Below are 15,408 nucleotides of genomic sequence, written 5' to 3' on the forward strand. Positions count from 1 at the left end.
AAAAGAAGGGGAGGGGTTGCAGAATTAAAATATCTATCGTATATTTGCAACGTAGATGGTTCAATTGGGAACTCTCAATTGATTAAAAGGGAATCCGGTGAGAATCCGGAACAGTACCCGCTGCTGTAATCTACTTGATGTTTTATCTTCGGATAGCATCACAGTTTGCAGAGAAACCACTGGTAGATGCCTGAAACGTAAAGACGTTCGAGACGAGGCTATCTCTGGGAAGGATGCAAATGGAGTGTAGAGAGTCAGAAGACCTGCCTTTTACGACTGATGGACACCTGCGGGAGACGGGCCTACATCAAACAAAGACATAGTTACGCATAAGAAACAGTAGTTTTTTGTTTGATAATGTTAGTGTTGGTCCCCGATAGGCTGTGGTTAGTCCGTCGGGGATAATTTTTTATATATGCACACGTAATTCATATATACACCATTGATGGACCAACACTAACGGTCATTCAATTATTTTTCTACTTCTTTAGTCGCGGGTGCCTACAACAAGTGTGATACTCCTTGTAGGCCCCCTTTTTTTAGTCGTTAATTATTTGTACGTGTAGTTGGTTCTTTTGACAGGAAGGAGCAGCTCGTAAAGAAGAGGTTTATACCTCGAAAACAGAATAAGAGAAGGTCGAGGATTTGGCTCCACAACGCCTAATCCCGGCTTCTCTTAGTTTGCAGGATTGCGTGTGGGTGTATGGTTTGGTATGAATGACAGTATGACAAAAAGATATTTGGCTTTGGCGTTACCGGTGCTGGTCGCTATTTTTTTTGCTTTACCTCTTTTGGCGCAGGGTAAATCCGTAGCTCTGCACGGTGTGGTGTATCTTGATGGTAATCCTACAAAAGGTATAGATGTCCGGCTTGAACCTGTGGGAAAACAGGTGAAGACCAATAAATCCGGCAGATATATCTTCTCTCCTGTCGTTCCCGGTACTTATACCGTTGTGGCTCAACTGCCCGGAGGAGATAGGGAAAAAGCTGTGGTAACCGTAGGGCAGACCAATAAACTGCAACACTTCTACTTCAACACCAAGACAGGAGTATTGGGAGAGGTTGCCGTTACTGCTGTTCGCAAGACGGATCGTTTGAGATTGGATCCCATAAAAACCGAAGTGATAGATGTCTCTCAATTCCACGAAAAGGCAACGAATATCCAGAATCTTCTTAATGCAAGTCCCGGAGTGCGTCTTCGTAATACGGGAGATGTCGGGGCAAGAAATGAGATCACCATCAATGGTTTCAGTGGCAGGTCTATAAAACTGATGCGGGACGGTATCCCGATAGACTACCTCGGCTCCAGTTTCGGACTCACAAAAATTCCGGTCAATGCCGTAGAGCGCATAGAGGTTTATAAGGGGGTGCTACCTACCGAAATAGGGATAGATGCCCTCGGAGGGGCTATCAATCTGGTCAGTAAGACCCCTCAAAGATCGGAAGTCGAGTTGTCTTATAATATAGGTAGCTTTGGTTCCAATATTGCGACTCTTAATGCCATGAGAAGAATGGGCAGGCATATCTCCGTTGGAGTGTATGCTTTCGGCAATTTGGCTAAGAACGACTATCCGGTAAAAAATCTTCCCATCACGGATGAGGCCACCGGACGAAATATGCTTATAGAGGCAAGACTTTTTCACAATGGATTCAAGCAGTACCATGCGGAAGGTTTTGTGAATGTCGAACAGCTAAGCTGGGCGGATCTGATACAGTTCAGGCTGACATCTTTCGGTCTACACCACGATATTCAGAATGACTTTACTACACGCAATCAGCCTTATGGACAGGCCTTTAGAAGAGAGCATGCCAAACTGATACCCTCTTTGACCTATCGTAAGAGCCTGTTTGAAGGTAAGCTCAATGCCACCCTGTTCGGAGTTTATAGCCATATCAACAACAATATGGTAGATACTCTGAGAAATACCTATTACGATTGGCGCGGAGTTCCGCATAAGGGCGTTGCCTCCAGTGGAGAGATGTCGGGAGGGCAGAAGTCCATTCCGGGTAAAGTGGGACTGGAGAGCAACAGCTACAACACCATACTAAGATCTCTTCTGAATCTTGCTCTCACTTCGGAACAAAACCTGACACTGAATGTGATGTACAATCATGTCCGATTTATCAGAGATGATTATGACGCTCCTTCATACTTGGGAAAATATCGTTATGATCGCTTAATCGCCGGACTGGGACACTCCGGAACATGGTGGGATGGAAGGCTAAATACGATACTTCAAGCCAAACTCATTACGGCTCAAACGCATGATGATACCTATAATGAACCTGCCGTATTTAATAAAGGAGTGAGTCTTTCTCTTTCCGGAAAGTATGATATTACTCCGAGATTCCTATTAAGATCATCTTTTGAAAAGACCTACCGGATGCCGGATAGGGCTGAGATCTTTGGAGATAATTCATTTATAGTACCCAATCTCAAGCTTGCTCCGGAACAGAGTAAGAATTTCAACATCGGTCTGAAGTGGCACAAGCCGGGACAGTATAATTTTGAGTTGAACTCCTATTTCAGGCATACGGAAAATCTTATCAAGATGAAGGAGATCAACCAATATCAAGGACAGTTCTTAAATTTACAGAGTGTCAAAGGTTTTGGCTTGGAAATGGATGGATATATCAGGTTATTTGATGCAGTAAAAGTGCATGGGAATCTGACCTACAACGAGTTCCGATACAATGGATCCATGAACAATGTGCAGAATGATAATCACTACAAAGATGCGAGAATAAGCAATACACCATTTTTCTATGCCAATCTTGGGATAGAGTATGCGTTCAAAAGTCTTTTTGGAAAGCGGAACAATACCCTGAAAACATACTGGCAGTACAGCTATGTACACCAATATTATCTCGATTTTATAGAGCGACGTTTTGAACCGGATGGATTTCTGGGTCTCTTCGGAGAGTCTAAGATCAATACGAACAGAATTATTCCCAATCAACATGTACATACCATTGGAGCATCTTACGATACCGAAATCAGAAAGCATCGTATCAAACTGGGTTTGGAAATACGTAACCTCTTCGACAGAGAGGTGTATAACCATTTCAAGATGCAGAATGCCGGACGAAGTATTTGGGCTAAGATGGTCTATCTGATAAGATGAATAGATATACAACCACATTAAATTAAACACACATTATGATGAACTTTAGGAAAATTTCTTTGGCACTTCTAACCATGTGCCTTTTTGCATTTACCGCTTGTAATACCCAAGGTCCGGACAAACCGAACAATGGAGACGAGCAAGAAGCTATTCCGTACATTTTATCGGCAGAGGATGCATCCAATGCGGACATTACCCGCTTCTATGCGTTTGATCCGACAAAAGTGTTGGGTACGACAGAGACTTATGATCTCATAGCTAAAACAGATCTGTTTACCAACTCGGATCCTTCCACCTCCGCAGGGCACCACTCATTGGGAAAGTATTTCTTTGCCATGGCAAAGGATAAAAAAGGGATGTCTGCCACTCCCGGTGTATTCCGTTTGACTCTCAATGACAAGAAGGAAGTTGTGATAGATGAGAGCTTGACGATAGTGAAAGGAAGCTTTTATCCTAAGCGCCTTGGCTTTTTGGATAAAAACACTGCATTTTACAGCAGAGAAGACAAGCCAAGGGTAATAAGCATTTTCAACCCTTACACCATGCAGCTGACAGGTGAAATAGACTTTAATGAAGCTATCAAAGCATTCAAGCCGGATGCCAAGTATGTGGACGAAAAAGGGAATAACCTTGTTCGTACCGGCTCATTCTCGATAGATGCAAGAGCAGGTAAGCTCTTTGTCAGCGTGGTATTTCTCAATGGTAAGTCTTTCAACGAAATTGGCGAAGAGTACGACAGTTATTATGTAGCTGTTGCCGATATTGCCACTAAAAAGGTAGAGAAGATTATTTCTTATAAAGGTGTTCGTAACGTGGGTATTGTGCAGGCAGAAAACTCACCTACAAGCATAGACGAAAAGGGTAATATCTACTACCTCTCTTGGGGATGGAATGGACGAGGAGTTCAAGGAGACTCGAAAGTTTTCCGCATAAAGGCGGGAGCTACCGAGTTTGATGGCAACTGGGAGTTCGATATTCAAAAAACATTCGGCAACCATCGCATAGCACAATCTATGATTGCTTATAACGAAAAGATCTATCTTCATATTTCCAAAACCGACTACAGGTTTGGAACAAAAAATACAGATAAGATAGAGATGGAGTATTACGAACTCGATCCGGCAACAATGACCTACAAACAACTTCCTATACCGGCATCCAATATCTCTTCACGTATGAATGTCTTCAGCGTGGTAGATGGTAAGCTGTTTGTCTGCGTACCAAACAGAGAAGAAGGTAAGTTCAACGGACTTTACTCCGTAGATAAGGCAGGTAAGGTAGAGAAGGTCATGAGTGTGAAGAATCAATACCGCCCCGTACGCCTTTATAAGCTCACAAAGGAGTAAGATCCTTTATTTAACACATCCTCAATAGGAGATGCCATGTCATCTTTGCTTTTAGATTTCCGGCTGTGAAAACAGTCGTGGAAAGAATAAAGAGGATGACATGGTGTCTTTTTTCTTTTTGAAGGAGATAATCCATACATTTACTCCCATATAATTACTTTTTGCTACGGATATGATGCGTAGCTAATACTTTTTTCTTTACAGATTACAATATGAAGTCAACAGTAAAGATCTCTCTGATAACTTCGGTGGTTTTGCTTCTTTTTGTTGCAGCCGGTTGGTTCATCTGGGCAAGGTATCTCTCTCCTACCCGTATAGCTCTTTACGCATTCAAGACATACAGGGCGACGGATATAGCTTTGTCGAATAAAAACCCGATGATACACTTCGATGCTTACGAGCAGGAGGATGTGGACAAGCTTAAAGGGTACGACTTTATCATCTGCAATGGTATGGGGCTTCGGCTTTCTGCGGAGGAGCGTGATGCTTTGCAACGTTTGGCAAGTAAGGGTGTCCCTATCATTATGCACGCTTCCACCGATAGCAGGAACGAAATGTGCAGCATGGATAGTATTCACTGTGCTACCATTTCGGCTTATCTCTCTGCGGGAAACATGGTCAATTACCAAAACATGGCAAACTATGTCCGAAAGTATATAGACCGAAAGAGTTTCCGACTCACGGATCCTGAACCGCCCACCGAGAGTATAGAGGAGGTTTTCTTTGACCTTGAAGAGGGTGTGCACTTCTTTACGATAGATGAGTACGATGCCTACACCAGGAAAAAAGGTTTGTACAGAGAGGGAGCAAAGCGAGTAGCTCTCGTCATCGGCTTGCACAATCCTTTCAGAGGTAACAAACAACACCTCGACAGCATTATTGTCTCCATGAGAAACGCAGGGCATAATGTCTATCCTATTTTTGCCAAAGACAAAAGGCTGGAGATGCTAAAGTCTGCCAATCCTGATGCTGTCATTTACACGGCAATGGGTCGTCTTTCCATGGGAGAAGGGGACGAAGTGGTAGAGTGGCTCAAAGAGACCAATATCCCACTGTTTACACCTCTTACCAGCTTGGAGTTGGAAGAAGATTGGATGGCTAATCCGATGGGACTCGTTGGCGGTATATTGGGACAGGGAGTGGTGATGCCGGAGATAGATGGAGCTGTTTACCCTTATGCTCTGATTGCACAGGAGAAAAACAGAGAAGGCTTTTATCTCTTCAAAACCATACCGGACAGACTTCGCACTTTTACCGATATTGTCTCCCGGACAATAGCTCTCAAGGGCAAGAAAAACTCAGAAAAGAAGCTCGCCATCTACTTCTTCAAAGGAGCCGGACAGCAGACACTTTTAGCGCAGTCCCTCGAAACCATTCCATCTCTTCACAATCTCCTTTTGCGTTTGAGAGCAGAGGGGTATAAGGTAGAGAATCTTCCCGAAACACCGGAAGAGCTTGGACGAATGCTCATGTCTCAAGGCGTTATCCTTGATCCTTATGCAGAGGGAGTACAGCAGGAGTTTCTCCAAAAGGGCAATCCGGCTCTCATCAAAAAGTCTCTCTATGAAGAGTGGGTGAAAAGCTCCATATTCCCGGAGAAGTACAAAGAAGTAACAGACCTTTACGGCGAAGCTCCGGGAAGCTATATGAGTACTGAAGCAGATGGAGAGCCTGCCATTGCAGTGGCTAGACTCGACTTTGGAAACGTTGCGCTGCTTCCACAACCAATGGCAGCCGTGGGCGACGATGCGTTTGCCATCGTTCACGGAGCAAAGTCTCCACCTCCACACCCTTATATTGCCTCATACCTCTGGATGCAGCATGGCTTCAAGGCAGATGCTGTTTTGCATTTCGGTACACACGGCAGCCTTGAATTTACACCGGAGAAGCAGGTTGCTCTCAGCAGTGCAGACTGGAGTGATCGTCTTATCGGCTCAGTTCCCCACTTCTATTACTACACCATAGCAAACATCGGAGAGTGCATCATAGCCAAACGCCGCACCTACGCAGCCATAACCTCATACCTTATGCCGCCGTTCATGGAGAGCAATACGAGAGGGCAGCTGGCGGATCTTCAAGGCAAGATACGCGCTTACTTCAAGTCCCCCGACCCTAAAGACAAAGCTTCGATAGCGGTAAAAGAGAGTGCCATGGCACTTGGAATACACCGCTACCTCCGTTTGGACAGCATTCCTGCCAAGCCTTATACTCAGGAAGAGATAGAGCAGATAGACAACTTTGCCGAGGAGATTGCCAATGAGAAAGTAAATGGCGAGCTGTACATCACCGGCGTACCTTATTCCAAAGAGAAGATTCTTACCACCGTCATGGCGATGAGTGCGGATCCCATTGCTTACAGTATTGCACGCATAGACCGCCTCTCCGGCAAGGTGGATACGGAAAAGCTCCGCAGCAACGTCTATTTTACGGAGCATTATCTCGCTCCTGCAAAGTCGGTCGTTCGGCAGATCCTTTCCGGCAGAGCTGTCGATTCTCTTTTCGTTAGCAGTGTTATCGGAGTCTCTCCGGCTGAAATCCGTGAGGCACATACACTATTGGCACCGCCCAAGAGGGCAATGGGGGGAGGACGTATGCCGAAAGAGGTGCGCCAACATACTAAGGAGGAGAGAGAGAAAGCTTTTGCCATTGTTGAGGCGGAGCGTACTCTTTACGATGTGAAAAAGTATAAGAACGCATTGGAAGAGAGTCCCGAAGCCGAGCTAAAAGGAGTATTGAATGCTCTTGCCGGCGGATACAATGCTCCCTCTTCCGGAGGTGATGCCATTGCCAATCCGTCTGCCGTCCCGACGGGCAGGAATCTCTACTCCGTGAATGCCGAAGCCACTCCCACCGAGAAGGCTTGGGAAGATGGTATCTCTCTGGTCAATGCCACTCTTGCCCGATACAAGAAACAGCACGGAGACTATCCGAGGAAGGTGAGCTTCACGTTCTGGAGCGGAGAGTTTATCGAAAGCGAAGGTACTACCATTGCCCAGGCTCTTTATATGTTGGGCGTGGAGCCTGTGAGGGACTCTCACGGACGGGTAACGGATCTCAGGCTCATTCCTGCTTCCGAGCTTGGACGTCCCCGTATAGACATAGTGGTACAGACATCCGGACAGTTCCGCGACCTTGCCGCATCTCGTCTGATGTATATCACTCGTGCGGTGGAGATGGCAGCCGAAGCCAAGGATGAAGGCTATGAAAACAAGGTGAAGTCTTCTTCCGTCGAGGTCGAGCGTCTGTTGGTAGAGCAGGGCGTCTCTCCGCAAGAGGCACGGGAGCTTTCCACCAAGCGCGTCTTCGGAGGACTCAATGGCATGTACGGCACCAAGATCAAGGAGGTCATTGCAAGTAGCGATCGCTGGTCTTCCGATGAGGAGATCGCCAATGCCTATATCAACAATATGGGAGCAATGTATGGAACAGAGGAGGAGTGGGGAGCATTCAACGAACACCTCTTCAGGGCTGTGCTGCATGATGCCGATCTGGTGGTTCAGCCTCGTCAGAACAATACCTGGGGAGCGTTGAGCCTCGATCATGTCTATGAGTTCATGGGAGGGATCAACGCAGCCATCCGCAGCGTGACGGGGAAAGATCCGGACGCTGTCTTTGCCGACTATCGCAACCGCAACAACATCCGCATACAGGAGTTGAAAGAAGCCATCGGAGTGGAAGCACGTGCCACCATACTCAATCCGAACTTCGTGAAAGAGACCCTCAAAGGCGGTGCGAGCAGTGCTCAAGGCGTGCTCGATGTCGTCTCCAACACATTCGGCTGGAGTGCCACCAAGCCCGATGTGATAGACAACGAACTATGGGACGAGATGTACGAGATGTACGTGAAAGATGTTCACAATCTCGGCACGAACGAGTTTTTCAAAGAGATAAATCCGGCATCATTCCAAGAGATCACAGCCATCATGCTCGAAAGCAGCCGCAAGGGTATGTGGAAAGCCTCGCCGGACAAGGTGGCGCATCTTGCAGAGCTGCATGCCGGGTTGGTCAAAGAGTTCGGATCCACCGGCAGCGGATTCTCTGCCACCAACCCCAAGCTGCAGGAGTATATTGCACAACAGCTCCGTCCGGACGATGCAAAGAGCTACAACAACGCGCTCTCCAAGATGAAAAATGCCGCCGCCGTTCCCGAAGCAGACAAAGAGAGTGTCCGGCTGCAACGAGAAAACCTCACCCACTCTCACCTCTCGGACACAAAGACCATCCTCACCAACAGCATCGTCATCGCCATCGGAGCCATCCTGCTCTTCTTCTTTATTCTTGTCGTGATAAAGAAAAGACGCCGATAAACAACATCCGAGAGCGGCACCGAGCCGATCCGAACCCCAAAGAGACCTCGAACAGACCCCTTCGAGGTCTCTTTTTTTTCTCCCGAAAGATCCCATGAAAAGCCCAACCATCATACCCTGAAAACGGACAAAACTTACACCTCGGCGCAAGTCGAAAAAAACTGCCTGCCGAGAGAGAAAAACTTTCATACCTGTGAAAAAAAATCTCCATACGCACAAAAAATCCCTTCCTTTCGCACAAAAATCCCCTCCCTTTCGCACAAAAACCTCCTCCCATTCGCACAAAAAACTCCTCCTTTCCGCACAAAAACCTCCTCCTTTCCGCACAAAAATCCCCTCCCATTCGCACAAAAACCTCCTCCCATTCGCACAAAAATCTTCTCCTTTCCGCACAAAAACCTCCTCCTTTCCGCACAAAAATCTCCTCCCATTCGCATAAAAATCTTCTCCTTTCCGCACAAAAACCTCCTCCTTTTCGCACAAAAACCTCCTCTCATTCGCACAAAAATCCCCTCCTTTCCGCACAAAAATCCCTTCTCTTTCGCACAAAAACCTCCTCCTTTCCGCACAAAAATCCCCTCCCATTCGCACAAAAATCTTCTCCTTTCCGCACAAAAACCTCCTCCTTTCCGCACAAAAATCTTCTTCCTTTCGCACAAAAACCTCCTCCCTTTCGCACAAAAATCTTCTCCCTTTCGCACAAAAATCTTCTCCCTTTCGCACAAAAATCTCCTCCTTTTCGCACAAAAATCTCCTCCTTTCCGCACAAAAATCTCCTCCCTTTCGCACAAAAATCTCCTCTCATTCGCACAAAAACCTCCTCCCATTCGCACAAAAATCTCCTCCTTTCCGCACAAAAATCTCCTCTTCTTCGTACGAAAATCTCCTCCCATTCGCACGAAAATATATTTTTGTGCGCAGACAAAAATATGTCCGCAAGCATAAAAAATACCTCCGATTCGTATAAAAAAATATTTTCCTGCCTATGAAAATATATTTTTATGCCCGGATCGCCACAACTCTTATGCTAAAGAAAATACTTTTTCTGCGCATGCAGATATTTTTTCGTCCGCATGAAAATTTATTTTCTTGGCCACAAAAATTTTTTTTCTTGGCCACGGAAATTTTTTTTCTTGGCCACAAAAAATTTTTTTCTTGGCCACAAAAATTTTTTTTCTTGGCCACAAAAATTTATTTTCTTGGCCACGCAAATTTTTTTTCTTGGCCACAAAAATTTATTTTCTTACCTACGAAAATTTATTTTCTTGGCCACAAAAATTTATTTTCTTACCTACGAAAATTTATTTTCTTACCTACGAAAATATTTTTTCTTACCTACGGAAATTTATTTTCTTACCTACGAAAATTTATTTTCTTACCTACGAAAAAATTTTTTCGTGCGCACGTAAATTTTTTTTTGTACGTACGAAAAAATTTTTTTGTACGTACAAAATTTTCATGCTCTCCGAAACCGACCTTTTCTCTTTTCCCGATCCCGGTTTTCCGTCTCGGCACAAAAAAAGCAGTGCCGGCACTTATCGCACCGGCACTGCCCGAATTTGTCTACAATATTTTACGCCCCGCCACTTCGGGGTGAGGGNTCCGTCTCGGCACAAAAAAAGCAGTGCCGGCACTTATCGCACCGGCACTGCCCGAATTTGTCTACAATATTTTACGCCCCGCCACTTCGGGGTGAGGGGAGTTTTCCCTCAATCTTAATCAGTTTTTAACCGTCCACCCTTTGTCTTCGGCTATCTTCTTGTTGCACGCATCCGTGCCCGGATTGCCTCCGATCCAGACGCTCTTGACTTCACCGCTCTGCCCGGTTACATCGGGAAGCGTTCGGAATATCTGGTTCAGCGTCTGCGTACTCAGCCTGCAGTTGCGGACAATTAGCACATTATCTATGCTGCTCGAGATCTTCAAGGAGCTTAGATTCGGGTTATTCTTGCAGTCGAAATATCTCAAAGCTGTATTCTTGCTTACATCCAGCGAGGTGAGGGAGTTAGAGTTGCAGAGCAAGAATTCCAACTTCGTATTCGCACTCACATCCAGCGAGGTAAGGGAGATTTCTTTGCAGCTAAATGTGGTTACCTTTCCGTACACCGTAACGGTCGGGGAGCCGAGTGTGTAAGTTCCGGTGCCGAAGACTAGATTCTCACCATTATCCTCTTTCCCGTTATTGTTCAGGTCTATCCAGACACCCGAACGATATTCCGGCTCGGTATCTATATAAAGCTCTATCTTCTCGCCCACGGCTTTCGTTGTCGTCATCGTCATTTTATAAGCATTGGAATCCAATTTCCAGCCCTTGTCTTCGGCGATCTTCTTGTCGCACGTATACGTGCCCGGATTACCTTCGATCCAGATCCACTTACTGCCGGTGCTCTGCCCTTTTACATCGGGAAGCGTGCGGAATATCTCGTTCAGCGTCTCCGCACTCAGCTTACAGTAGCTGACCCACAACTGATCCTTTATGCTGCTCGAGATCTTCAAGGAGCTAAGATTCGGGTTCTTCGCGCAGGTGAGGTACACCAACTTGGTGTTCTTGCTCACATTCAGAGAGGAGAGCCTGTTCCAATTGCAGATCAATGCTTTCAAAGCTGTATTCTTCACATTCAGCGAGGTGAGAGAGTTCTTTTCGCAGTCCAACCATTCCAACTCGGTATTCTTGCTCACATCCAGCGAGGTGAGGGAGTTATCGGAGCAGGACAACTCTGTCAAAGCAGTGTTCTTGCTCACATCCAGCGAGGTGAGGGATTGTTGGTGGCAATGGAACTCGGTTACTTTTCCGTATATCGTAATGGTCTGCGAGCCGAGTGTGTAATCCTTATAGAAAAAGACTACGACCTTCTCGCCCTCATCTTTGGTGCCGTTATTGTTCAGGTCTATCCAGACATCGGCTCGGTCTTCCGGCTTGGCGTAGATCTTAACAGTTATCTTCTCGCCCACGGCTAGCGTTGTCGTCATCGTCATGCTGTTGCCGGCAGGCGGAGGAGGAGGAGTATCTCCGACATCCAATGTCCAGCCTTTGTCCTTGGCTATCTTCTTGTTGCACGCCGCCGTACCCGGATTGTCTCCGATCCAGATCTTCTTACCGCCGGAGGTCTGCCCTTTTACATCGGGAAGTGTGCGGAATATCTTGTTCAGCGTCTCCGCGCTCAGCTTACAGCTCTTGACCGACAATTCATCATTTATGCTGCTCGAGATCTTCAAGGAGCTTAGATTCGGATTATTCTTGCAGTATAACGCAGTCAAAGCGGTGTTCTTGCTCACATCCAGCGAGGTGAGGGAGTTAGAGGAGCCGTCCAACACTTTCAACGCGGTGTTCTTGCTCACATCCAGCGAGGCAAGGGAGTTAGAGGAGCAGGACAACGCAGTCAAAGCGGTGTTCTTGCTCACATCCAGCGAGGTGAGGGAGTTAGAGGAGCAGGACAACCGTGTCAAAGCTGTGTTCTTGCTCACATCCAGCGAGGTGAGGGAGTTAGAGTGGCAGGACAACTCTTCCAAAGCTGTGTTCTTGCTCACATCCAGCGAGGTGAGGGAGTTAGAGGAGCAGGACAACAGGGTTACCTTTCCATGCACCGTAACGGTCTGCGAGCCGAGCGTGTACCATTCATAGTCAAATTTGGTTACGCTCTCGCCTGCATCTTTGACCTTGTTGTTGTTCAGGTCTATCCAGACATCCGCTTGGTCTGCAGGCTCGGCATTGATCGAAAGCTCTATCTTTTCGCCGACGGCTTTCTCTGTCGTCATCGTCATGCTGTTGCCGGCAGGCGGAGTATCTTCGACATCCAATTTCCAGCCTTTGTCCGTGGCTATCTTCTTGTCGCACGCATCCGTACCCGGATTGTCTGCTATCCAGATCTTTTTCTTGCCTTCGGTCTGCTCTTTTACATCGGGAAGTGTGCGGAATATCTCGTTCAGCGTCTCCGCGCTCAGCTTACAGTTACGGATATATAACGCATCATTTATGCTGCGCGAGATCNCTTTTACATCGGGAAGTGTGCGGAATATCTCGTTCAGCGTCTCCGCGCTCAGCTTACAGTTACGGATATATAACGCATCATTTATGCTGCGCGAGATCTTCAAGGAGCTAAGATTCGGGGTATCCTCGCAGTCCAACCGTGTCAAAGCCGTGTTCTTGCTCACATCCAGCGAGGTGAGGGAGTTACTGTGACAGTACAACTCTTTCAACGCGGTGTTCTTGCTCACATCCAGCGAGGCGAGGGAGTTTGAGTGGCAGTTCAACCGTGTCAAAGTGGTGTTCTTGCTCACATCCAGCGAGGTGAGGGAGTTAGAGAAGCAGACCAACTCTGTCAAAGCGGTGTTCTTGCTCACATCCAGCGAGGTGAGGGAGTTATCGGAGCAGCCCAACACTTTCAAATCGGTGTTCTTGCTCACATCCAACGTGGTGAGGCTGTTAAAGCTACAATGAAAACTGTATATCTTTCCATATACCGTAACGGTCTGAGCTCCGAGTATGTACTCTTGATCGGTGTCGAATGTGGTTACACTCTCGCCTGCATCTTTGACCTTGTTGTTGTTCAGGTCTATCCAGACATCCTTTCTCTGTCGTCAAGGTGATGGAAGGAAGATCCTCTTCCACGTCATCGCCCAAGATCGTCAGGCGGTTATCTTTCCACTCTGCCCGTACACGATACGCCTTGCCCGGAGTCATGGAGAATGCTTTGGCTATCTTCTTGTTCTTGGAGAGCTGAGTCCCGTTGTCTGTCTGCACCGATATGCCGAACTCCGGAATGCTGTTGCCTGTCGGACGATGCCACACCGCAAACGTGTGTGTCGCTCCCGGTGCCACCGAGACTGCCGAACCGGACTCTTCCAACGGGTTGGGTTTGTCGCCGTCTGCCTCCATCACTTCGTCCGTCATCGGTTTGTAGAGATGGTATTTGCCGTTGCGGGGCAGGTATCTCCACTCTTCCGCTGCCGGATCGACGGCATAAAGGTGGCAGTTGTTAACCCGGAGTGTGGTGGAGGAGCCGTTCTTGAGATCCACGTACTCTATCGAGCCAAGATAGTCGAACGGCAGAGCCATTTCCTCTTCTCCCTCCGGAGATATATCCCTCTTGGCAATCACCGGAACGGCAATATCCTCCAAGCGGTTGGCTCTCAACGGCAGGATGTCCAAAAGGATCTCTCCCCTCTCTACGCTCACGCCTGTTCCCGGTACTCCGCAGAAGGCGTGGATGGTGTACTCTTCCGAAGTGTCTATGCTTTCGGGCACTTCGATATGCAGCTTCGCACGCTTGCCGTTGTTTTCGATTCTGCCTATGGCTGCTTCCACGGGGTCTGTCAGAACATCGCCCTGCTCGAAGACGAACGTTACCATGTCTCCCGATTTCCATTTGGCTATAAGCGTGCTGTTGTCTGCCGACTTCTTCAGCTCCACGCGCATTCCGCCTCCATCCTGAGGCATGGATGCCGTAAGGGTGAGCTGTCTGCTTCTTTTTCCCGTAGGCAGATCTTCCCGTTCGTTCCGGCAGCCGGTTGCCAGCAGAACCAGCAGCAGCGTCAGCGCGCATACTGCTTTGGTGTATATATTACATGTAAGTCTCATCTGATTCTGTATTTATGGTTTATGGTTTATGTTCTTTTCGCTTTTGTCGGTCATCATAGATCCACGATTTCAAGGTCGGAAAGATCTCCTTTTCCCTCTTTAGCTGCTTTATCCAGCTTCTGTTTGTAGGTCTCCGCCTCGCTCTGAAGCTCTGCAATGTCGGAGAGCAGGCTCTCTTTCTTCTCTTTCAGTTCGTTGTACTCGCTTTCGTGAAGCAGATCTTTCTTCGCTTCTATCTCATCGCTCAAGCTGTCGATCTCACTCTTGATGCCGTTGATCTTCTTTAGAAGGGCTTCCATGAGCTTGATCTTTTCGTTGATGCTCTTGTCGGAAGACTTGATGCCGGCGAGCTCTTTCTTTGCGTCATCCGTCTTGCCTTCCATCTCTTCGGCTTTCTTCTTGAGAGCCTTGTACTCTTCGGTGATCTTGCTCTTTACCGTAACTTCGCAACCGGCTGTCTTGCCGCCATCCTCCGTTGTGGCGGTGATGGTCGCTTTACCCGGTTTGCGGGTCGTTACTTTGCCTTGATTGTCCACCGTGGCAATGTCCGATGCGGAGCTGCTCCAGCGTACCGCCTTGTTGTCTGCATCGGCAGGCTGTACGGTGGCGGTGATCGTAAAGCTTTCACCTTCGATAACGCTCTTCTCTGTCGGGGAGACGGTGATGCCCGTTACCTTGACCTCTTTCTTGGTGACGGTTACTTGGCAGGTGGCTGTCTTACCGCCGTCTGCCGTTGTGGCAGTGATGGTCGCACGCCCCGGCTTGTGTGTGGTAACACGACCATTGTCATTAACGGAAGCGATGTCCGAAGCCGAACTGCTCCACGTTACCGTCTTGTTGTCCGCATCGGCAGGAAGCACTGTGGCAGTGATGGTAAATGCTTCACCCTCTTTTACGCTCTTCTCCGTCGGAGAGACGGTGATGCCGGTAACCTTGACCTCTTTCCTCTTCACCGTTACCCGGCAGGAGGCTGTCTTACCGCCATCCACGGATGTAGCAGTAATGGTGGCACTGCCTTCCTTATGCGTGGTTACCTCTCCGTTGCTGTCAAC

At 47.6% G+C, this 15,408-nt stretch carries 7 protein-coding genes and 1 riboswitch; of the genes, 3 read left to right on the plus strand and 4 right to left on the minus strand.

What is annotated here, in order from left to right; genetic code table 11:
* Positions 1-39 precede the first annotated feature (39 nt).
* Positions 40-286: riboswitch (cobalamin riboswitch) on the plus strand.
* Between the two features lie 439 nt (positions 287-725).
* The 3 genes from JT26_RS01945 (at position 726) to JT26_RS01955 (ending at position 8,778) form a co-directional block, all read left to right on the plus strand.
* A complete protein-coding gene (locus JT26_RS01945) occupies positions 726-3,125 on the plus strand; it encodes a TonB-dependent receptor (protein WP_036845427.1) in 2,400 nt (799 codons plus the stop codon).
* 38 nt (positions 3,126-3,163) lie between these two features.
* The gene (locus JT26_RS01950; protein ID WP_036845430.1) at positions 3,164-4,471 is read left to right on the plus strand and encodes a DUF4374 domain-containing protein; all 1,308 of its coding nucleotides are present in this window, start codon (positions 3,164-3,166) and stop codon (positions 4,469-4,471) included.
* Positions 4,472-4,683: 212 nt separating this feature from the next.
* Positions 4,684-8,778, plus strand: coding sequence for a cobaltochelatase subunit CobN (locus tag JT26_RS01955; RefSeq protein WP_036845434.1), 4,095 nt, complete (start codon positions 4,684-4,686; stop codon positions 8,776-8,778).
* Positions 8,779-8,963: 185 nt separating this feature from the next.
* On the opposite strand, the gene JT26_RS01960 is transcribed toward JT26_RS01955, so the two are convergent.
* From JT26_RS01960 to JT26_RS10080, 4 genes are all read right to left on the minus strand, one after another.
* Entirely contained in the window at positions 8,964-9,605 is a 642-nt protein-coding gene (locus JT26_RS01960) for a hypothetical protein (protein ID WP_152566959.1), read from the minus strand.
* Between the two features lie 195 nt (positions 9,606-9,800).
* Positions 9,801-10,007 carry a hypothetical protein gene (locus JT26_RS10780; RefSeq protein WP_160217622.1) on the minus strand — a complete coding sequence of 69 codons (207 nt, stop codon included), beginning with the start codon at positions 10,005-10,007 and terminating at the stop codon, positions 9,801-9,803.
* A gap of 3,200 nt (positions 10,008-13,207) precedes the next feature.
* The gene (locus JT26_RS01975) at positions 13,208-14,356 is read right to left on the minus strand and encodes a hypothetical protein (protein WP_036845444.1); all 1,149 of its coding nucleotides are present in this window, start codon (positions 14,354-14,356) and stop codon (positions 13,208-13,210) included.
* A 53-nt stretch (positions 14,357-14,409) separates the two neighbouring features.
* Positions 14,410-15,408 (minus strand): Ig domain-containing protein (locus JT26_RS10080; protein WP_200879739.1); only part of this gene is annotated, 999 nt, incomplete at its 5' end.

The organism is Porphyromonas sp. COT-108 OH1349, from assembly GCF_000768755.1.
Classification (GTDB): domain Bacteria; phylum Bacteroidota; class Bacteroidia; order Bacteroidales; family Porphyromonadaceae; genus Porphyromonas_A; species Porphyromonas_A canoris.

Bases quoted from the DNA above. Each gene is read 5' to 3' on its own strand.
- JT26_RS01945 (WP_036845427.1), top strand. From the start codon at position 726: ATGACAAAAAGATATTTGGCTTTGGCGTTACCGGTGCTGGTCGCTATT.
- JT26_RS01950 (WP_036845430.1), top strand. From the start codon at position 3,164: ATGAACTTTAGGAAAATTTCTTTGGCACTTCTAACCATGTGCCTTTTT.
- JT26_RS01955 (WP_036845434.1), top strand. From the start codon at position 4,684: ATGAAGTCAACAGTAAAGATCTCTCTGATAACTTCGGTGGTTTTGCTT.
- JT26_RS01960 (WP_152566959.1), bottom strand. From the start codon at position 9,605: ATGGGAGGAGGTTTTTGTGCGAATGAGAGGAGATTTTTGTGCGAAAGG.
- JT26_RS01975 (WP_036845444.1), bottom strand. From the start codon at position 14,356: ATGAGACTTACATGTAATATATACACCAAAGCAGTATGCGCGCTGACG.